The sequence below is a fragment of the Lysinibacillus sp. Ag94 genome (assembly GCF_023242215.1).
Lineage (GTDB): Bacteria > Bacillota > Bacilli > Bacillales_A > Planococcaceae > Lysinibacillus.
This window is the reverse complement of sequence record NZ_CP096780.1, coordinates 4,248,873-4,270,775: the sequence shown is the minus strand read 5'-3', so window position 1 is coordinate 4,270,775 and position 21,903 is coordinate 4,248,873. Positions and strand designations below refer to the sequence as shown.

The following is a 21,903-nucleotide window of genomic DNA, read 5'->3' as shown; positions in this document are numbered from 1 at the left end:
TTTTAGTTTCAAAAACTCTTTTGTTTTGACAATAAATACTAGAATACTTGCGAAATGGTTAATATATAAGTAGTATTTTCAGTAACTGTGATAAAAGGAAGTGAAGAAAGTGACGAGGAAAGTTTGGTTTCAAGTAGGGGTAGGGATTTTACTTGCGCTACTAGTCATTAAATATTTTATAGAGATTCAATGGATTTTTTCGCCGCTAGTAATTATTTTAAAGGCTATTTTTATACCTTTGTTACTTGGCGGTGTTTTGTATTATGTTACGGAGCCGATTCAAAGATTTTTAGAGAAGCGTAAATTTCCAAGATGGGCAAGTATATTAACGATAGTCATTGGACTAATAGCACTTGTTGGTGGCTTTGGTTGGATCGTCGGTAATCCGATTGCAGTGCAGGTAAATAATTTAGTGAAAAATGTACCACAGATTAGTGCTAGTATTCAAGATGCAGCTGATTATGTGTTTAAAAACAAGGATAACTTCCCACCCCAGTTAAAAAACTTCATCGACAATATGGCAAATTCTGTGCAGGATATTGCCGTTGTGGCAAGTAAGGGGTTAGTATCGTTTTTACAATCAGTTGTATCTGCATCTTTATTAGCTATTTTAATTCCATTCTTCTTTATTTTTATGTTGAAGGATCATGAAAAGTTTGCACCATCGATTTATAAATATTTTAGTGGTGAACGTCGTGAATGGGTGAAGAAAACGTTAAGTGAAATTGATGGTGTTTTACGTAGCTATATTCAAGGACAGCTGCAAATTAGCTTTTTACTAGCAGCTATTATGTATGTCGGGTATTTAATTATAGGCCTAGACTATTCGTTGCTACTTGTTATATTCGCGTTCTTTATGAATATGATTCCGTTTATTGGACCATGGATTGCCTTTACACCAGCACTGATTGTAGCTATTATTCAGGATCCAGTGCTAGTCATATGGGTGTCTGTTGTCACACTTGTGGCGCAGCAAATTGATAGTAACTTTATTACGCCTAATGTCATGGGGAAATCGCTCGATATCCACCCGTTAACAGTTATTACAGTTATTTTAGCAGCAGGTAATATTGCAGGCTTCATTGGGATTATTATTGCTGTACCATTTTATGCAGTATTAAAAGTGATTGCATCCAATATTTATGATGAACGTAACGTGATTAAGAAAAAGGCTACGAAGTCGGTATAGGAGTCGGAAAAAATGGAACAAGAAATTGTGAAAGTTTTTAATGAGCAGCATGAACAGATTGGGACAGCAACGAGAGCTGAGGTACATGAAAAAGGACTATGGCATGAAACATTCCACTGTTGGCTTGTCAATGAGAACTATATCTATTTCCAAATCCGTAGTTCACAAAAAAAGGACTACCCGGGCTTGCTTGATATTACAGCGGCAGGGCATCTATTAGCTGAAGAGACAGTAGAATCAGGAGTTCGTGAAGTGAAGGAAGAGCTAGGACTCAATGTCGACGTACATGAAGTTGTTAAAATGGGCATGACATCTTGTAGCATCGTTTCGGAAAACATGATCGACAACGAATTTTGCCATGTCTACATATATCCATTTAAACATGATTGGGATGCTTTTGAGCTACAGTATGAGGAAGTGTCAGGGGTGGTTAGAGCTAAGCTAGATGAGGCAGAGGCATTCTTTTTAGGCAAAACAGCTACTCTTAATATCGAGGGTTATGAATACTTCCCTGATGGTCAACGAGTGAAAATTGTGCGCCCAGTAAGTACAGCGCAATTTGTCCCATACCGTGAACTATACGTTGCACATGTTATTCAGTTTGTAAAAGATAAAATGTTTAATAAAACGTTATGAATTGTGGAGGGTGACTGAAAAGCACACCATAAGAATTAAAAGATAAATCCGCTTCGCTTTCCGTGGATAAGGTATGAGTCATATCGGTGCGCTCTTGCTTTTTCCACAGGGAGTTTTAAGCGGATTTTTTTACTTTATAGGAAAAATGATTAGGCTCTGATTTCTTGTCTCATCATCAATTTTGTTAAAGAGTATGTCATGTATATAAGTTGTGTCCTACCTTGGTGCGCTGCCCGCTACGCTTTCGCGTAAAAAACATCCGTTGACCGGACGCCCCAGGGAAGCGTCCAGTCGGAACGGAAACCAACTCTGCGTTATAGTGATGTAATTTTCTAATTGGGTCTCTCATCGTAATTTAGGGATGACATTTTGTTAAAACATATGCTACGCAAATAAGTTGATTGGAGTGGAGATTGGGCGACTCCTCGGGGATTAGCAATAGAGGAACGAAGGCTAAAAGCATCACATCCTGTGATAACGCCTTCGTGACCAACATCGTGCTGCTGTCGCTACGTTGCACTCACGCTTTCGCGCAAAAAACATCTGTTGGCCCGAGACCCTGCAGCGCAGCGGATGTTTTCTGTGCGAAAGCGTAGTGTTAACGTAGCGGCAGCAACAAAAGCGGCTCATCGGACTCCCCCAGGAAGCTCTGCTCTGCGCGAAAGCGAAGCGTCAGCGGCAAAGCGCCCAATCGGAACGAAAATCAACCCACACAATCAATCTACACGTTATAGAAGAGGAAACATTACTTTTACTTTTAGAACTACCTATTTTACTTCGATATAACAGAAAAAATAAGTTATACTGTAAGGTAGATTGAATAGAAAAGGAGCATTTTTATATGCTAACATTTGAACAAAAGCAAGCCATCATCGACTCATTTCCTGAACTTACGAAGAAGGAAATTTCATTAAAACGCTTAAATTATCACTTTATGGATAGCCTTTACGAAAAGACCATTGTTGTGGAAAAGCTACACCCAAATGGCAACGGCTTCGTCTTTGTTGGTGATTTATTGCGCTATGAGGAAGAAGCAAATGATAAAGGCCTAGTCAATATTCGTGACTACGATGAACAACAGCTTCGTGAAATTATTGAAGATGCCATTCAATATTTATCAGAAGAAGTAGAAGAGCAAGAGCCAATCGAAGAGATTTGGCAAAATCGTGAAGGTGCTCAATTAATGCTAGCCTTTGAGCAACGTTCATGGAATGTCTATCATGGTGAAAATTTAGAGGAAGCCTTTGGTACACACGATGCTGCGAAAGAATATTTACTAGAAGAAGGTTTTCGTAAAAAGAAATAAGTAATTCGGGGGATAAGAACGAATGAATGGGAAAAAATTAGTGGGAATAGTTATTGTTGTTGTTATAGCTGCTTGTTTATTTTCTGTATTTACGATTACAAAATTTTATAAAGACCATGAGGAACAGCCAAATCGTGAAAATCGAGAAATTAATAAGTCAAAGAGCTTGAATTTAATTTTGCCACAGGCTACAATTATCTCGAATTCAAGATAATCGAGAGGTGGACTGTAAATGCAGCACGTTTTTCATAAAGGAACAGATGAAACAAAACCGATTTTACTACTGTTACATGGTACAGGTGGAAATGAACAAAGCTTAATAGGCCTTGCAAAGGAAATTGATGATACAGCAAGCATTTTAAGTGTCCGTGGAAATGTCCTTGAAAATGGTATGCCACGCTTTTTCCGTCGTTTAGCGGAAGGTGTTTTTGATATAGAGGATTTAATTTTCCGTACGAAAGAATTAAATGACTTTTTATTAGAAGCAGCACAGCAGTATGGATTTGACCGTAATCGAGTGGTTGCTATCGGCTACTCTAATGGCGCCAATATTGCTGCTAGCCTATTATTCCATTATGAGGATGCTCTGGCAGGTGCAATACTGCATCATCCAATGGTGCCTAGACGTGATATAGAATTGCCGACACTTTCTTCAATCCCTGTCTTTATCGGTGCTGGAACGAATGATCCAATGTGTACTGCTCAGGAATCTGAGGATTTAGAGGCACTTTTATCATCGGCTGGGGCAGATGTGACAACTGTATGGTTTAATTATGGTCATCAGCTAACGATGCCTGAGGTAGAAGCCGCAAAAGAATGGTACGACCGCATTTATTCAAAATAAAAAATCCGCAACCTTGGAGTGAGGGAGAGCTCACGAAAGGTTGCGGATTTTTTTTATTTTTGCTTCTTTGCGAAGGGTAGCCACCAATTCCAATCCCCAAAGAGCTTCATAAGACTTGGAACGAGCATGAGACGAATAATCGTTGCATCGATAGCGACGGCAATAGCTATACCAACTCCAATTTGCTTTACAGGCATTACATCTGTAAATGCGAACGCCCCTGTTATTACAATCATAATAAGCGCTGCTGACGTAATGATACGACTTGTAGAGGTTAGTCCGTCAATCGTAGCACGTGTATTATCTGCCCCTTTTAAATATTCCTCTTGAATACGTGATATTAAAAAGACTTCATAATCCATACTTAAGCCGAATACAAGACAAAATACTATTACCGGGATAATAAGGACAATCGTACCGGCTTCAATCCCCAAATGTCCATATTGGAAAATGTAGACGAGCATACCGAATGCTGAAGAAAGTCCGATAATATTCATAATAATCGCTTTTAGTGGGATTAAAATAGAGCGGAAAGCGAGCATTAAAATAAAGAACGTTGAAACGATAATAATGGATACAGCCAAGAAAATTTTACTAGAAATTTCATCGAAAATTTCTTGATTAAATTTCGCTTGACCTCCAAGAGCAAAATCGACGCCTAAATCTTTATCCTGCCATGTTCGAGCAAATTGTTGGGCGGTAGTTGATGAACCTGCTGCATCCAATGTAATTGGGATAAAGAGCTGCTTATCTTTAGAAAATGTATTTAATATTGGTTTTAATTGTTCTGCCGCTTGAGGATTTTTCAAAGAAGCCGACAGTTCCTCAGGGGACTTCATGTTAGCTGTCGTATAAATGGTTGATACATGACTCACTAAAGGGTCATCAAGTAATTGTTCTTGAATATTGAAAATCAGCTCTCTTGCCTCAAGATCCTCCCAACCTTCCTTACGTTCTGCTAGCAAATATAAAGTTGAGGTGTCGCCAAGTCCGAATGTTTTATCCAACTGATCATAAGCTGCACGTGCATCATATTTTGTTGGTAATGAATCCACCTGAGGAATTGTAAGTTTAATATCCTTTAACGGAACCATACCAATACCTAGTAATAAGAATGCCACAATAACGATGGTCACTGGATGTTTCATGACAAAGCCAGCAAAGCCACGCCAACGATTTGCTCCACCAGGCATTACACGTAATAAGCGCCATTTATTTAGGTTATCTCCTATTAGCATCATTGTAGCAGGAAGCAAGGTTAAGCCAGAAAGCACTGCAAGAAATACGACGATTGTGCCTCCTAAAGCGATATTGTGAAAAATTTCGACGTCAATGACAATCATGGCACCTAAGCCGATCATGACACAAACAGCAGAAAAAATGATCGAACGGCCAGCTGTCTCTATCGCTGTTTGAATCGCCTGTACAATGGATGTATGGGCACGTTCTTCACGATATCGATTAATAAACAGCAAGGCAAAATCTATGCTTAATGCAAGTCCAAGCATTGGTACTATATTTAACACAAAAATTGATAAATTGATATGACCACTAAACAAAGTCAAAATTCCAAACGCAGTTACAACAGTGACAATGCCGATAATGATAGGTAAGATTGAGGCTACGACAGTACCGAAAGCAAGTAATAGCACTATGATAGCGATTGGTAAGCCTATAGCTTCCGCTGATGCTAAATCCTTTTGACTTGCTGTATTGATGTCTGCTGAAATAACAGGACCGCCTGTAATGCTCACACCGTCATCCTCTATTAATGAACGGATGTCTGTCACAACGTCAGGTAGATGATCAACATTATTTTTCATATGAACCATGGCATAAGCTATACCATTCTTTTGTAAAGAAGCATCATCAAGTGGTGACTGGATGGAATGAATTTCCTTAACGTTCTCTAATTTTTTTAATGTATCTTGAATTTTCTTATCGTCGGCTGGATTGAAGACGACCAAAATTGTATCAGAAGGCAAATCAAATGTTTTTGCAAGCTCATTTGTTACGTAAGTATGATCGCCTTTAACAAAAAAGCCATCTCCATGAAGCTTACTTGGAAGCTGTATGGCAAACATAGCCATGGTAATAAAAATAACGAACCATAAGGCGACGATAGCTTTAGCATGGGCTGTTATAAAAGCTGAAAAAGTTTTCATTGTAGGTACTATCCTCCTTTTAGAATAGTGTAAAGGATGTGTTACATTTTGTCGTGTGACAATGTAAAGACTCCTGTCCAACAAGTGAACAGGAGTCTTAGTATGCGATCAAATTCAATTATGCCTTGGCGTAATTCCGTGACATCCGCCAGAGAATTTGGGCCAACGTGATGTTGGTCACTCAGTCGTCGCCACAGGACTTGGCGTTCCTAGACTAACTTCTCTATTTCAGCAGATGTCCGAAAGCTAAGCGCCAGGTGCAGATGTTTGAACCACTGATAAGTAGCTTAAATCCGCGTTCATCTCACTATCTAAAGGTAGAAGGAGTTAAAAGAATAACGATAACAAAAAGTAAATAACAGCTGCCATAACTGCAGAAATTGGCATTGTAATAACCCAAGTAGTGACAATTTTACGCGCCATCCCCCAGTTCACACCACGTACACGTTGTGCAGAGCCAACACCCATGATAGAGGAAGAAATAACGTGTGTTGTAGATACTGGTAGGTGAATTAATGTAGCACCGAAGATTACTGTTGCAGATGCTAAATCTGCTGCAACGCCGTTTACAGGACGGATTTTCATAATTTTACCGCCGACCGTTTTAATAATTTTATAGCCACCGATAGAAGTACCAAGCCCCATTGCAGTTGCCGCTGCAGCTCGTATCCAGAACGGAATTTCATCTCCCGAATGCAAACCCCCAGCAATTAACGCCATCGTCATAATCCCCATTGCCTTTTGTGCATCGTTCGTACCATGTGTAAAAGATTGAATTGCGGCAGTGAAAATTTGCATTGTACGGAAACCTTTATTCGTACGATATAAATTTAAGTTTTTAAACCATAATTTAAACAGTGTCATCATAATAAAGCCGGCGCAAATCGCAAGAATTGGTGATAGCACTAAGGCCATAATGATTTTCGTAAAACCGCCATAGTTTAGAACGTCGAAGCCAGTAGAAGCAACTGCTGCACCAGCAATGGACCCAATCAGAGTATGTGAAGAACTCGATGGAATACCGAAATACCATGTTAGTAAGTTCCAAATAATAGCGGAGATTAGTGCTGCTAAAATAACGACTGAGCCGGTCGTGTCTCCCTCAAATGCATTTAAAGAGAAAGGATCTACAATGTCTTTTGTTAAAGCTTTTGCAACACCGACAAAGGTAATAGCTCCGATAAAGTTCATCGTCGCAGCCATCATGATCGCTACACGAGGTTTCAATGCTCTAGTGGAAACTGAGGTTGCGATAGCATTTGCTGTATCATGGAAGCCATTGATAAAGTCAAATGTTAGGGCAAAGATAACGACCAGTACAGTTAGTATAATGATTGTGTTCATTGTAAGTGCCCTCTCCTAATTACGCGTTACGCATGATAATTGTTTCCATTGTATTTGCAACATTTTGGCAATGATCAGCGATGTCTTCAAGTTGTTCATATATATCTTTATATTTAATAAGTCGAATTGGATCTTTTTCATTTAAAAATAGTTGTTTAATGGACGAACGTTGCACCTCATCACATTCACGTTCATAGTCCTTAATAAGAATTGCGTGTGGGCGCATGCCAATAAGATTCTTTTTCTTTAACTCTTCTGTTGCTTTAACAATTTCATCAGCACTTTTTGAAATATAGCCTAGGAAAGTACGCATTGATTCATCAACCTCAGTTAGAGAGAACATTTCAAAATGAGCGATACAATGCTCCGTACCATCTAATACATCGTCCATACGAATGGCGAATTCTAGAATGTCTTCGCGTTCGATAGGTGTCATAAATGATTTGTTTAGCATCACGATTAGTTCATGAATGAGCTTATCACCAGCTGTTTCGTAATTTTTCATAGTAATGCTAATCTCTTTTAGGTCAGCCACACTGTTAATACGAAAATCATTTGCGTAATGTACGGCCTCTCTCATATTCTCGGCAATTTTATGCAAAGCTATAAAGAAAGGGTCTTGTTTTTTTGAGTTAAGCATGTAAATCGAATCCTCCTGGATATAAATAAATTGGCCTCTAAACTTTACTATCATAACAAAATCTTTAAATTATCTACATAAAATTCTTTAATTCTACAGAAAACTTTACAATCTTGTAATATACAATTTGTTCACAAAATAATAAAGTTATCGCTGTATTTGTTTTTATTAATACAGAAAAATGCCTTAAAGATAGGTTTTATAAAGAGATTTCTCTCTGTTTAATACAAAAAGATACTATTTGACCATAAAGTTTCGAAAAAATTTTCGAATGAATTGTAAAGCGAATGTAAAGAAAATGTTTTGCTTGTAGTTTCCATTTTCTTAAGAATATCTTCATTTTTATCCTTCAACTTTATTAAGATTTATATTCTACAATGGGGAAGTAAAGGCTCATAACCTAAAATTTAGGATGACTTTTGTAGGGAAGCAACTAGTAGGGACGTAAATTAACCCTACGTTATGAGTCAGAAGAAGGTGAAAGGGGAGTATATTTGAAGATGATTCAAGTCGAGAACTTACAACATACATTTTTAATTGGAAAGAAAGGCAAGGAAAAACAGGTTCCGGTATTAAAGGGTGTCAATTTTGAGGTGAAAAAAGGAGAGGTTGTTGCAATTGTTGGGAAAAGTGGCTCTGGGAAATCAACCTTATTACAAATATTAGCCGGATATATGAAATCTGAACAAGGATCTATTAAGGTAAACGGAATGGAAACAGCTCATCTCACTGAAGTAGAAAGTGCTGCATTTCGCCTGCAACAGTTCGGATTTATCTTTCAAAACTTTCAACTGATGCCAGGCTTAACGGCATTTGAAAACATTGAGTTACCCTTGAAGTTACAGGGTATCAAGAAAGCTATGCGTATAGAAAAGGTAAAAAAATTAATGGACAAGGTTGGGTTAACAGAGGTGGCAGACCATTATCCAAATGAATTATCGGGTGGTCAGCAACAGCGTGTAAGTATTGCAAGAGCCTTAATTACAAATCCTCCTATTTTGTTGGCGGATGAGCCGACAGGAAGTCTTGATTCGGAAACAGAGCAAGATATATTGCTGCTCATTCAAAGCCTAAACCGTGAGCTTGGCTTAACATTTGTCATCATTACTCACGACGAGGAAGTAGCGACGATAGCGCATCGACGTTTCCGCATGTACGATGGGGAACTTGTAAAGGAGGAAGCATAATATGTTATTTAAAGATCAACTAGATTTTGTTAAACAGCATATAAAGAAAAATAAATTACGTGTGTTTATGACCGTGCTAGCGGCAACAATGGGCTGTGCATTTTTGATTGTCCTCGCATCAGTTGGGTTTGGATTGCAGGATTCTTTACGTAATGAAATATTATCGGATGAAAAAGTGACGAAAATTCAAGTGCATGGGAATGATCAATTTACAGAGGAACAAATTAATGAAATAAAAAGTATAGATCATGTAGAAACCGTACTCGAAACGATTACTGTCAATGCATCCGCACAGTCAATTTTTGAGGATCGTGATACACAATCTGATTTATATGTTGCAAATATGCATGATTTTGAGCAAGTAAATGGCAAGCTTGCAGAAGGAAAGTATCCAACAAAACCAAACGAAATTGTTGTAGGCTACCATTTTGCTCAAACATTAGTCAATGATGCTGAGCGCAAAATTATTGAAGAAAAGAATAAAAAAGCTGAATTAGAAGGCACGTTTTATAATGGTAGTGAGGAAGGTTATAAGGACTCATTAATTGGTAAAGAGATCGAATTATCATTAATGCCACATACTGATGGGGCAAAAGAGACAGAAAAAATGAAATATACGATTGTCGGTGTTATGAAGAAGCCTTCCTATGACTGGATGATCAACAACTCAATTTATATGGGTACAGAGCAAAAGCCAATGCTAGCTACCAAGTTAGCAGCAACAGGTAATATTAAAGAGGATGACATGTTTTATTCGGAGTTTAATATTTTTGCTGACAGCATGGAAAATGTAAAGCCGATATTAGACAAACTAAAAGACAAAGGTTATAGCGTTTATTCAATTACTGAGCAATTGGATCAAATGAATGTATTTTTCCTAGTTTTAAAAATCGGTTTAATATTTGTAGGAACAATTGCTGTATTGATTGCCTCGATTGGTATTTTTAATACAATGACTATGGCGGTTACAGAGCGTACTCGTGAAATCGGTGTTTTAAAGGCAATCGGAGCAAGTCCAAAGCTTATTCAACGATTGTTCTTAATGGAAAGTACGTTCATCGGTATTATTGGGACTTTGATAGCTGTAGCTATTTCATATGTTATTAGCTTTGCAGCAAATGCTGCATTACCTTTAATTCTAGAAGCAGCAACAGGGGAAGATGCATTTAGTAAAAATGATATTACATTTTCACTTATTCCTTGGCAGCTCGTTCTTATTGCATCAGCGATTAGTATTGGTGTAGCGATGATTTCAGGCTATCGTCCAGCACGTAAGGCCACGAAAATTGACGTTATTCAAGCATTACGACAAGAACTATAATAGACAGGGCGGTCCAAAAGTTATTGGACCGCCCTTTTCATTTGCTTAAGTAAATTCAAAATACCCGCACTGCACTTACAAATAACGCGGCATTTTATAGGTAAGCTTGTAACTCCTTCGCTAAAAACGGCTTGGCATTTAGCATCTTTATAAAGGCATCATAGTTAGCTCGCTGTTCAGAGCTTGGCTTTTTATCTGTATGATAAGCTCGTATTAAAATGTTTTTCGGTGTATTTTCCATATCTATAAACTCTAGCAATTGTGCCTCATAGCCAACGAGTGATAAGATTTCTGCTCGGACTGCATCTGTTGCGAGCGCTGCAAAACGTTCGCGTACGAGACCGTGTTGAAGCATGATATCCAGTGCTGGTGTGTTAAGCTGACGATTTAGCTCATGCTGGCAACAAGGGACACTTAAAATAACGCTTGCTCCCCATTTCACAGCACGGGCTAATGCCATATCAGTGGCAACATCACAAGCGTGTAGAGTCACCACCATGTCCACAGCAGACTCCTCATTATAATCATTAATATCTCCTACTAGAAATTCGAGCTGCTCATAGCCTAAATCCTGTGCAATTCGTGAGCATTCTTCAATAACTTCCTTCTTTAAATCCAAACCAGTAACACGAATGTCTAAGCCCTTTTCGATTTTTAAGTAATGGTATAGGGCGAATGTTAAATAGGATTTGCCTGAACCAAAATCTAAAATACGAACTTGACGATCCTTTGGCAAATAGGTTAATGCATCATCAATAAATTCGATGAAGCGGTTGATTTGTTTAAACTTATCGTATTTTTGTTTCTTTATTTTTCCTTCTTCTGTTTGCACACCGAGACGAATTAAAAACGGGTATGGCTTATCCTCTGCCAGTAAATAGTTTTTCTTCCGATTATGCGCTAAATTAACTTGCTTTGGCGTTGAGGATTTATCAGATTTCCATAGTACTTTGTTCTTTTTTGATAGCTGTACTTGTATATTTTCATCAATAAAATCAATATGCGCTTGACGATAATCGTTAAAAAATGCTGCTAGTTTCTCAGGGAAATTTGCTAATAGAACATTTTCGTGTTTTAAAATACGTTCAAATTGATATTCAACTTGTATATGGTAAGTATCCTTCAGTAATAAAGGTTTTAGCTTTATACGCTTTACTTCGTTTGATTTCATACGAGGTTGACTGATCGTAGCAGTAACGAGTTGCTGCTGTAAAATCCGCTCCGTAAGCTGAGTTTTCATTTCTTCAAATGTCATACATTTCGCCTTCTTTATCGTGTTATAGATGGCACTAGTTTAACACATTTTATGAATTGCATTGCTATTATAAATTTTAGAAGTCGCTCCTTGAATAATTATAGGTTATCTTGTATATTTGTGGTATTTTAAATATAGGGAATTTTTAATAAAAAGACTCAAGGGGAAAAAGGGGGAAAAGTATGTCTGAAAACATGTATCAATTACTTGCGATTATTATTTATATGATCGCCATGCTAGGAATCGGTTGGTATGCATTTAGGAAAACATCAAATTTAACAGATTATATGCTAGGGGGGCGTTCGCTAGGCCCTGCTGTTACAGCGCTGAGCGCAGGTGCAGCAGATATGTCTGGCTGGCTATTAATGGGTCTACCAGGCGCGATCTATTTAGCCGGACTTTCCAAGGCTTGGATTGCCATTGGCTTAACAATTGGCGCATATTTGAATTGGCTATTGGTAGCACCGAGGCTACGTGTGTATACACAAGTTGCTAATGACTCAATTACTATTCCGAGTTATTTAGATAATCGTTTACGTGACAACACTAAGCTAATAAGAATTGCGTCAGGTATCATTATTTTAATCTTCTTTACATTTTATGTTTCTTCAGGAATGGTTGCAGGGGGTAAGTTTTTTGATAGCTCATTTGGCTATGAATACCATACTGGCTTATTAATTGTATCTGCTGTAGTTGTAGCATACACATTATTTGGAGGATTTTTAGCGGTTAGTTATACAGACTTTTTACAGGGACTTATTATGTTTTTAGCACTTATAAGTGTACCGTTATTCGGCTTGTTTTTGACAGGTGGAATTGGCGATACAATAGCATCCATTAAAGCTGTAAATCCGGAACACCTAAGCTTATTGTCTTCCAATGCAACTGCTGCAGTAATTATTTCATCACTTGCATGGGGACTTGGTTATTTTGGACAACCACATATTATCGTACGCTTTATGGCAATAAGCTCAGTAAAAGAAACAACGCAGGCTCGTCGTATCGGTATTGGCTGGATGATGTTAAGTTTATTCGGAGCGATTGCAACAGCTTTAGTAGGTGTGGCTTATTATGAACAAAATGCAGGTGAATTAAAGGACGCTGAAACAGTATTTATTGTACTTGGCCAAATTTTATTCCATCCATTTATTGCAGGTATAATGCTAGCTGCCATTTTAGCAGCGGTAATGAGTACCATTTCATCGCAATTAATTGTTACTTCGTCAGCGCTTGTGGAAGATATTTACAAAGCTCTATTTAATAAAACAGCCGATGATCAGCATTATGTCTTTGTTGGTCGTGTTGCTGTTTTAGTTGTAGCTATCGTTGCAGGGATTTTAGCATGGAATCCAGATAGTTCTATTTTAGACTTAGTGGGCTTTGCATGGGCTGGCTTCGGTGCAGCGTTCGGTCCTGTAATATTGCTGTCACTGTATTGGAGAAAATTAACGAATTACGGCGCGCTAAGTGGGATGGTAGCTGGTGCTGCAACTGCCTTTGTTTGGGGGAAAATAAAGTTCTTAGCTGATACATTATATGAAATTGTTCCAGGCTTCTTAGTATGCTTAATCGTTGCGGTTATTGTTAGTGCTTTGACATATAGACCGAATAAAGATATTGAAGACGAATTCAATCGCACAGAAGTATTACTAAAAGAAGAACGTAAGTAAACATGAAATGCGCCTTTTGCATAAGGGCGCATTTTTTACGATATATATGTTAAATGACACGAATTAGGACATTATATGGTAAGATGAAGAAAATTTGTCGTAGTAGCACCATAGTTTGGTGGGAGGTTTGTGGATGGATAGAATTAAAGAAGTAGATATATTGTTAGAAAAAGCTGTTTTAGTTGGTGTAAATCTACGGAATGATGAGCATTTTGATTATTCAATGGAGGAGCTAAAAAATTTAGCTGAAGCGTTGAATGTTGAAGTGGTAGGCATCGTCACACAAAATTTAGAGCGCATTACACCATCTCATTATGTCGGTACTGGAAAAATTGAAGAAATAAAAAACTTTTATGATGAAGCACAAGCAAATTTAGTCATCTTTAATGATGAATTATCACCTTCGCAAATCCGTAATTTAGAACGTGATTTAGAGACGAAGGTTATTGATAGAACGATGTTGATTTTAGATATTTTTGGACGTCGTGCTAAAACACGTGAAGCACAGATGCAAGTCGAGTTAGCGCAGTTGCAATATATGCTACCTCGTTTAGTCGGCTTGCATGCATCTCTCAGCCGTCAAGGTGGTGGCACAGGGGGTGGCTTTAAAAACCGTGGTGCTGGTGAGACAAAGCTCGAGCTCGACCGTCGGAAAATTGAGGATCAGATTTCGAAAATAAAGAAGGAGCTAGAGCATGTAAAGGAGCAACGAGAGACGCAGCGTAAACAACGACGTAAAAATGCGATCCCTGTCGTATCCATTGTCGGCTATACGAATGCTGGTAAGTCAACTATTATGAATCAGCTCCTTTCGAAAATAGGGCAAGAAGATCATAAACAGGTGTTTGAGAAGGACATGCTTTTCGCCACACTTGAAACATCCGTCCGTCAAATCGAATTATCTGATAAAAAGACATTCCTATTAACAGACACAGTTGGTTTCGTTAGTAAATTACCGCATCATTTAGTAAAGGCATTCCGCTCGACGTTGGAAGAGGCTCGTGATGCCGACTTACTGCTACATGTTGTAGATGTTTCCAATTCTGAGCACGGCTTTATGATGGATGTAACAAATGAAACGCTTAAGGCAGTTGGCGTTGAAGGGATTCCGACAATTTATGTGTATAATAAAGCTGATATAGCAAACGTTCCTTATCCTGTTATTAGTGGTGATAATATTTGGATTTCTGCGAAGCAAGGGATAGGGTTAGAGGAATTATTGCAAATGGTGCGTCAGCATATTTTCTCTGCTTATGTAACATGTAATATGCTTATTCCGTATGAACAGGGGAATATTGTCTCTTATTTAAATGAACATGCTTCCGTCTATGAAACAGCGTATGAAGAAAATGGTACGCTTCTAACAATAGAGGTAAAAGAAGCGGATTACGCAAAATTCCAACAATATGTCATTAAATAAGCAATCACATCATTGTTCTAAAAGCATGCTAGAAGCTCTCCCTGCTTCTAGCATGCTTTTTTGTAATCGTAAAGCAAATTTATATCGTTGTGAACGAAATTATAGATAATGCTAGCTTATTTGTTAATAAAATAAATAATCTGACTATAAAATATTTTAGAATAATTTTGCGGTAGTTTGTAATTCCGTGGATATAAAAAAGCGAGAAAATGTAGGAATAGCAACAGGTTTGCTATAATTCTATGAAAATCATTCTGAATTTAGAGAAAAGGTGTAATATTTCAACATTTTTTAAAACTCTTGAAAAAGTTTTTTAAACACTTTAGTATGGTGAAATAAAGTTTTTATCCTTACTATTGGGTAATAATATTATTATTGAATAATGAAATCGGGAGAGGATATTTTTATGTCTACTAAAGATGAAATTGTAAAATCCGTCCCTCAAAATGGCTTTGTTGGACACCCTAAAGGGCTCTTTACATTATTTTTCACTGAATTTTGGGAACGATTCTCATACTACGGTATGCGAGCAATTCTGATTTTCTTTATGTATTATGAATTGCATGAAGGCGGCTTAGGCCTAGATCGTGGACTAGCGAATTCCATTATGGCTATCTACGGATCATTGGTTTACATGTCCGGGATTATCGGTGGTTGGATTGCCGACCGATTACTGGGTACCCGTAGAACAATTTTTTATGGCGGCGTGTTCATTATGTTTGGACATTTCCTGCTAGCGTTACCTGGTGGCGCAAGTATTTTATTTGTTTCAATGTTCTTTATTGTCATTGGGACAGGCTTATTAAAACCGAACGTTTCAAGCATTGTCGGAGATATGTATGCTGATACAGATAGTCGTCGTGATGCAGGTTTTTCAATTTTCTATATGAGCATTAACATGGGATCATTCCTTGCACCATTAATTGTCGGAACAATTGGACAACAGTATAACTTCCACCTAGGCTTTGGTGCAGCGGGGATCGGGATGTTATTTGGTTTAATTATTTTTAAATTAACAGGAAAAAAATATTTAGGATTAGCGGGGTTACAGGTAAACAACCCGTTACTGCCTGAAGAGCGTAAAAAAGTCTTTACACGATTTGGGATTTTAGCGCTACTTATAATTATTGCTGGGGCAATAGGTATTAAAACTGGCGTACTAACAGTGAATGTTTTTGGTTTAATTATTACGGTGCTAGGTATCGCAATTCCAACGATATACTTTATTTATATGTATCGCAGTGAGAAAACAACGAAGGACGAGAAGTCTCGCGTGCTCGCTTATATTCCTTTGTTTTTATCGGCTGTAATGTTTTGGGCAATCCAAGAACAAGGGGCGACTATTTTAGCAACGTATGCAGATAGTCGTACACGATTGGATATTGGTAGTTTCCATATTCCATCTTCTTGGTTCCAATCGTTAAATCCGTTATTCGTCGTTACAATGGCTCCATTATTCGCCATGTTATGGATGAAGTGGGGAGATAAGCAACCATCTACACCTCGTAAATTTGCTTATGCATTATTCTTTGCAGGAATGTCATTCTTAGTGATGATGCTTCCAGCGTATTTATCTGGTGGTACAGATTTAGTAAGTCCATTGTGGTTAGTATTATCATTCTTTTTAGTTGTAGTTGGGGAGTTATTATTATCACCAGTAGGGTTGTCAGTTACTACAAAGTTGGCGCCAAAGGCTTTTGCTGCACAAACGATGTCACTTTGGTTTTTAACAAGCGCAGCAGCGCAAGCAATCAACGCACAACTTGTAAAAGTTTATGAAGTGGTGAGTGAATTCACATACTTCGGTTTCTTAGGCTCATTATCAATTGTTTTCGGGATAATAATTTTAGTACTTTCGCCAATTATTTCAAAAGCTATGCGAGGTATTAATTAATCAAATGATGCGAGTACAGTTATTCAAATAACTGTACTTGCATTTTTTTGTATGAAGAGAAATCTTGTTAATACTTTGCATATCACATAACGTGTAGTTGATTTTCGTTCCGGTTGGCGCTTAGGCGTTGCCGCAACGCTTTCGCACAAAGCCGATTTCGGACGCAATTATGCCAAGCCATAATTGATCAAATATCATCTTTTATCTTCGATGATGAGCCTTAAATTTAACTTATGTAGGCAGATCATTGTAGCCTTTAGCGAAAATCAGCATCTTCTAATTATTAAAAGTGGCTAAAAGATAAAATTAATCAATGTGCTTTATGTCTCGGTGCAATAAATTATCTACAATCTGAACGTAATTAACTGTATCATGTAGTTAATCTCCTAAACGTGACAATATGTTTTCTGTGTGAAAAGATTTCAATTTCGTTATAATAATCTTAATAGTATGAAAATTTAAGGGGTTGGATGCTATGAAGGAAGCTTTAAGTCGTTTGAGGCCAAGATTAATGGAGATTTTCACGTATTTACACGCGAATCCAGAAATAAGCTGGCATGAGGTAGAAACAACAAATTATATTGTTGATTTACTAACGCGGGAAGGTTTTTCACCAATACGCTTTAAAAACAGTACTGGACTTTATGTTGACGTAGGAAGTGGAAGTCCTAAAGTCGGTTTGCGTACGGACATTGATGCGTTATGGCAGGAAGTAGATGGTGAATTTCGTGCGAATCACTCCTGTGGCCATGACGGACATATGACGATGGCAATCGGTGCACTATTACTTTTGAAAGAGCTTGCTCCATCATTCAACGGTACAATTCGTGTGATTTTTCAACCAGCTGAAGAAAAAGGAACTGGTGCTTTATCGGTTTTAAAAGAAGGAATCATTGATGATTTAGACTTTTTATTTGGTGTCCATGTAAGACCTGTTCATGAGCTCGAAGACGGTACTTATTGTGCCGCATTGCATCATGGAGCCTCTCGAATGCTTGAGGGGGAAATCATTGGAGAAGATGCCCACGCAGCAAGACCGCATCTAGGCGTGAACGCCATTGAAGTAGGAGCAACTATTATCGAAGATTTAAGAACACTTCATACAGATCCAATGGTTCCTGTATCAATTAAGATGACCAAATTCCATGCTGGAGGAGAATCCGGCAATATTATTCCTGGAAGTGCAGCGTTTACTATTGATATACGAGCTCAGCAAAATGATGTAATGGATACCCTTGCACAGGGAATAAAAAGGGTTATTGATTCTTCTAAGATCTTGCATAAAGTGCAGATTGAATTACGTACAGTAGCAAATGTAGTAGCAGCTGAAGTAGATCCAACTGCTCAATATATTATGGAGCAGGCAATCGTGCAAGCAACTGGGTTGTCGAATTTAAGAAAGCCAGTTCATACACCTGGAGGAGAAGACTTTCATCACTATGCTGTTCAACGCCCGCATTTAAAATCTACGATGTTAGGATTAGGTTGTGGGGTGACACCAGGCCTACATCATCCAAAGATGAAATTTAAGCAGGCGAGGCTTGTGACGGGAGTTGAAATTCTTACAAGAGCGGTATTGTTAGCATTGGAGTCGGGGAACTCAAAGGAGGGATCAGCATAATGCTAGAGAAAGTACGTATTGAAAAAATAATAGCACCTACTGAAATTGCAGAAGTACAAATTTTGAACGAAGCTATATGGGGGAGTCAGGCTATTCCCTCACATCAATTGTTAGCAGCTGTACAAAATGGTGGATTAATCCTTGGAGCATATTTAGAAGAAAAGCTGATTGGCTTTAACTACTGCTTTGTTGGCTATCGACATGGAAAAATGTATTTACACTCACACATGATTGGCGTGGAGAAATCATATCGTGAACAAGGTGTAGGTGAATTATTAAAGCATGCCCAACAGGAATATGCAAAAGAACATGGGTTTCAGCTTGTGATTTGGCTATTTGATCCGCTAGAAGCGCGTATGGCTAATTTATCATTTTTAAAGCTCAATGCCTTTAGTTTTCAGTACGAAAATGATTACTATGGTCCGCTCGAGGATGACTTTAACGATGGGCTACCTTCAGATCGAATCGTTGTTGAATGGTGGATTGAACGCGATCGAGTGGAGGATTCCCTAGATGAACTAGAAGAAGAAGCTGACGAAATTGTACCGTGGTCTTTAACGGTAGATGGCTTACCGGTGCTCGATGTTGATGGTGAATTTCAGCAAGAGCAATCGTATTATAAGGAAGCCTATTTATTACCCATTCCTCAATTTTTACAAAAGATGAAAGTAGAGAGTCCTAAGCTTGCGGAGGACTGGCGTTATAAAGTACGTACTATTTTAACGACATTGTTTGCACAAAATTATGCAATTGTTCGAGTGAAAAAGAATAAGGAATATGTTCATAGCTATCTATTAGTCAGACGCTCCTTATTAGCTTTATAATAAGGATAAGGAGTGAAATCGTGTGAAACTAGAACAGATTACAGTGAGACATATAAAAATGCCTATGAAAGCACCATTTACAACGAGTTTTGGCACAATTGATGAAAAAGAGCTCTTACTTATAGAAGCAATAGATCAATCAGGAACTGTAGGATGGGGAGAAGCTGTTGCCTTTGTAGCGCCGTGGTATACAGAGGAGACGTTAACAACAACATGGCATATGCTTGAGGACTTCTTAATCCCCATCTTGTTACATAAAGAGGTCGGGCATCCAGATGAAGTCAGTGCTTTGTTCTCTGCTATTCGTCGTAATTGCATGGCGAAATCCTCTATTGAAGGGGCTATTTGGGATATTTATGCTCAACAAACGAAGCAATCACTTGCTCAAGCGTTAGGTGGAGTTAAGGAACAAATAGAGGTAGGCGTTAGCGTAGGTATTCAATCTTCCACAGATGCATTAATCGATTTAGTAAAAGGCCATGTAAATAAAGGCTATAAACGAGTAAAAGTGAAAATTAAGCCCGGTCACGATGTAGGAGTTATTCGTGCTATTCGTGCTGAAATGCCAGAACTACCATTGATGGTAGATGCTAATTCTGCGTATACATTGAACGATATGGATGTATTGCAGCAACTGGATGCATTTAATCTATTAATGATTGAGCAGCCGTTAGCAGTTGATGATATTGTCGATCATGCTAAGCTACAGCGAAAGTTAAAAACGCCAATTTGCTTAGATGAAAGCATCACCTCCTATGAAGATGCTCGAAAAGCTATAGAGCTAGGTAGTTGTGGTGTTATTAATATAAAAATAGGACGTGTAGGCGGTTTAACGGAAGCAAGAAGAATTCATGATTTATGTAAGGAACATAATATCCCTGTTTGGTGTGGCGGTATGTTAGAGGCAGGAATCGGACGAGCACATAATATTGCATTAACATCGCTCTCTAATTTTGTGTTGCCTGGGGATACTGCAGGCTCTAGTCATTATTGGTATGAGGATATCATTACACCTGAAGTAATTGTAGAGGATGGTTATATTCGTGTGCCACAAACGGCTGGAATTGGATATACACCTAATATGAAGGTAATTAATAAGCAAACAATCAGTAAGAAGGTCTATCAATAATAGGTTCATCACCAAAATGTTGAGGATGACTTTTGGTAAAACGTCTACTATGTAAATAAGTTGATTGGAGTGGGGGCTGGGGGCATCGTGTTGCTGCCGCTACGTTACACTACGCTTTCGCACAAAAAACATCGTGTTGCTGCCGCTACGTTACACTACGCTTTCGCACAAAAAACATCGTGTTGCTGCCGCTACGTTGGTACTACGCTTTCGCGTAAAAAACATCCCAAGCGGCTCATCGGACGCCTCAAGGAAGCTCTGCTCTGTGCAAAAGCGAAGCGGCAGCGGAAAGCGCTCAGTCGGAACGGAAATCAACCACACGTTTTGGTGATGACCCCAATAATAGGATAAACAGGGAGAGAACTGATTGAAAAAAAGTTTGCAAATCGGTGGTGCCTATGTAGGGATTATTGTCGGTGCGGGATTTGCATCAGGACAGGAAATCGTACTATATTTTACGAGCTATGGCTTTCAAGGGATTTATGGTGCACTTATTGCTACAGTTGGGTTTGCCTTAGTAGGAATGTGCATTGCTCAAATTAGCTCAAGATTACGAACGACATCGCACAAGGATTTAATTTATCAAATTTCAGGTAATGCTGTAGGTTTAGTGATGGATTATTTACTGTCGCTCTTCTTATTCGGTGTAGCAGTAATCATGTTTGCAGGAGCGGGAGCTACGTTACATCAAATGTTTGGACTACCCGTATGGCTTGGGAGCATTTGTATGATTGTACTTACTATAGCGACGGTTATGATGGATGTGAAGAGCATTATAAACGTTATTGCAATTGCTACTCCCTATCTGTTAGCCATTGTCTCGATAATAGCGATCTATTCATTAGCTACGATGGATTTAACCTTTGTCGAACAAGCTGTTATTGCACAACAAGCACAGGTAAGTTCTAAAAGCTGGTGGGTTACTGCCTTACTGTATTTGTCTTTTAATATCGGTGTATGTTTTTCTCTTTTAACTGTTATGTGTGGGTCTATACGCAATGAAAAAGTGGCAGGGCTGGGAGGTATTATTGGTGGGATTTTGCTTGGCGCTTTAATTCTACTAATTAACCTGTCTCTTCTTGCAAAAATGAATGTTATCGTTGGCATTGATATACCAATGCTAGCTTTGGCAAATGAAATTCATCCTCTTATTGGTCTATTGATGTCCTTTTCTTTATTAGGGATGATTTATAATACAGCGGTGGGGATGTTCTATTCATTTATGGTGAGATTTTTAAACCCTAATAAGGCCAGTTTTAAGGTAACTGCCGTTTTTATCGGTAGTTTGGCCTTTTTAGCAAGTCTCGCGGGTTTTACAACGCTTGTAGCTAAGCTATATGCTGTAATGGGATATGTCGGTTTTGTCTTAATCGTGTTAATTATTTTTGCGTGGCTAAAAGGCGGTCGACGAATAACTTAACTTTTTAGCACATCTCCCACTTGTACGGTGGTGTGATG

General features: G+C 38.3%; 18 protein-coding genes. 14 read left to right on the top strand and 4 right to left on the bottom strand.

The window, feature by feature from the left end:
* Positions 1-109 precede the first annotated feature (109 nt).
* From MY533_RS20160 to MY533_RS20140, 5 genes are all read left to right on the top strand, one after another.
* Entirely contained in the window at positions 110-1,189 is a 1,080-nt protein-coding gene (locus MY533_RS20160) for an AI-2E family transporter (RefSeq protein ID WP_248717336.1), read from the top strand.
* A gap of 12 nt (positions 1,190-1,201) precedes the next feature.
* Positions 1,202-1,825, top strand: coding sequence for an NUDIX hydrolase (locus tag MY533_RS20155; RefSeq protein ID WP_248717335.1), 624 nt, complete (start codon positions 1,202-1,204; stop codon positions 1,823-1,825).
* Between the two features lie 841 nt (positions 1,826-2,666).
* Positions 2,667-3,131, top strand: coding sequence for a hypothetical protein (locus tag MY533_RS20150; protein WP_248717334.1), 465 nt, complete (start codon positions 2,667-2,669; stop codon positions 3,129-3,131).
* A 22-nt stretch (positions 3,132-3,153) separates the two neighbouring features.
* Positions 3,154-3,345 (top strand): hypothetical protein, encoded by a 192-nt coding sequence (locus tag MY533_RS20145; protein WP_248717333.1) that lies wholly within the window; start codon positions 3,154-3,156, stop codon positions 3,343-3,345.
* 18 nt (positions 3,346-3,363) lie between these two features.
* Entirely contained in the window at positions 3,364-3,975 is a 612-nt protein-coding gene (locus MY533_RS20140) for an alpha/beta hydrolase (RefSeq protein WP_248717332.1), read from the top strand.
* A 53-nt stretch (positions 3,976-4,028) separates the two neighbouring features.
* On the opposite strand, the gene MY533_RS20135 is transcribed toward MY533_RS20140, so the two are convergent.
* The 3 genes from MY533_RS20135 to MY533_RS20125 form a co-directional block, all read right to left on the bottom strand.
* Positions 4,029-6,140: an MMPL family transporter gene (locus MY533_RS20135; RefSeq protein WP_248717331.1), complete on the bottom strand. Its 2,112-nt coding sequence runs from the start codon at positions 6,138-6,140 to the stop codon at positions 4,029-4,031.
* Positions 6,141-6,467: 327 nt separating this feature from the next.
* Positions 6,468-7,484, bottom strand: coding sequence for an inorganic phosphate transporter (locus MY533_RS20130; RefSeq protein ID WP_248717330.1), 1,017 nt, complete (start codon positions 7,482-7,484; stop codon positions 6,468-6,470).
* Between the two features lie 19 nt (positions 7,485-7,503).
* Positions 7,504-8,124: a DUF47 domain-containing protein gene (locus MY533_RS20125; protein ID WP_079562474.1), complete on the bottom strand. Its 621-nt coding sequence runs from the start codon at positions 8,122-8,124 to the stop codon at positions 7,504-7,506.
* 500 nt (positions 8,125-8,624) lie between these two features.
* Here MY533_RS20125 and MY533_RS20120 point away from each other — a divergent pair, with 500 nt between their 5' ends.
* Positions 8,625-9,311 (top strand): ABC transporter ATP-binding protein, encoded by a 687-nt coding sequence (locus tag MY533_RS20120; protein ID WP_248719262.1) that lies wholly within the window; start codon positions 8,625-8,627, stop codon positions 9,309-9,311.
* 1 nt (position 9,312) lies between these two features.
* Positions 9,313-10,632: an ABC transporter permease gene (locus MY533_RS20115; protein ID WP_248717329.1), complete on the top strand. Its 1,320-nt coding sequence runs from the start codon at positions 9,313-9,315 to the stop codon at positions 10,630-10,632.
* A gap of 94 nt (positions 10,633-10,726) precedes the next feature.
* Here the strand turns inward: MY533_RS20115 and MY533_RS20110 are convergent, their stop codons facing one another.
* The gene (locus tag MY533_RS20110; protein WP_248717328.1) at positions 10,727-11,887 is read right to left on the bottom strand and encodes a class I SAM-dependent methyltransferase; all 1,161 of its coding nucleotides are present in this window, start codon (positions 11,885-11,887) and stop codon (positions 10,727-10,729) included.
* A gap of 182 nt (positions 11,888-12,069) precedes the next feature.
* On the opposite strand from MY533_RS20110, the gene putP reads away from it, so the two are divergent.
* From putP to MY533_RS20075, 7 genes are all read left to right on the top strand, one after another.
* Positions 12,070-13,557, top strand: coding sequence for a sodium/proline symporter PutP (putP, locus tag MY533_RS20105; RefSeq protein WP_248717327.1), 1,488 nt, complete (start codon positions 12,070-12,072; stop codon positions 13,555-13,557).
* A 133-nt stretch (positions 13,558-13,690) separates the two neighbouring features.
* Positions 13,691-14,977, top strand: a complete 1,287-nt coding sequence (gene hflX, locus MY533_RS20100) for a GTPase HflX (protein WP_248717326.1) — start codon at positions 13,691-13,693, stop codon at positions 14,975-14,977.
* 406 nt (positions 14,978-15,383) lie between these two features.
* Positions 15,384-16,871 (top strand): peptide MFS transporter, encoded by a 1,488-nt coding sequence (locus tag MY533_RS20095; protein WP_248717325.1) that lies wholly within the window; start codon positions 15,384-15,386, stop codon positions 16,869-16,871.
* A 475-nt stretch (positions 16,872-17,346) separates the two neighbouring features.
* A complete protein-coding gene (locus MY533_RS20090; RefSeq protein WP_132361512.1) occupies positions 17,347-18,492 on the top strand; it encodes a M20 peptidase aminoacylase family protein in 1,146 nt (381 codons plus the stop codon).
* Positions 18,492-19,316 (top strand): GNAT family N-acetyltransferase, encoded by an 825-nt coding sequence (locus MY533_RS20085; protein WP_248717324.1) that lies wholly within the window; start codon positions 18,492-18,494, stop codon positions 19,314-19,316. Before MY533_RS20090 ends, MY533_RS20085 begins: the two co-directional genes overlap by 1 nt.
* Positions 19,317-19,338: 22 nt before the next feature.
* Positions 19,339-20,445, top strand: coding sequence for an o-succinylbenzoate synthase (gene menC, locus MY533_RS20080; protein ID WP_132361516.1), 1,107 nt, complete (start codon positions 19,339-19,341; stop codon positions 20,443-20,445).
* A 367-nt stretch (positions 20,446-20,812) separates the two neighbouring features.
* Positions 20,813-21,865 (top strand): YkvI family membrane protein, encoded by a 1,053-nt coding sequence (locus tag MY533_RS20075; protein WP_248717323.1) that lies wholly within the window; start codon positions 20,813-20,815, stop codon positions 21,863-21,865.
* The last annotated feature ends 38 nt before the right edge of the window (positions 21,866-21,903 follow it).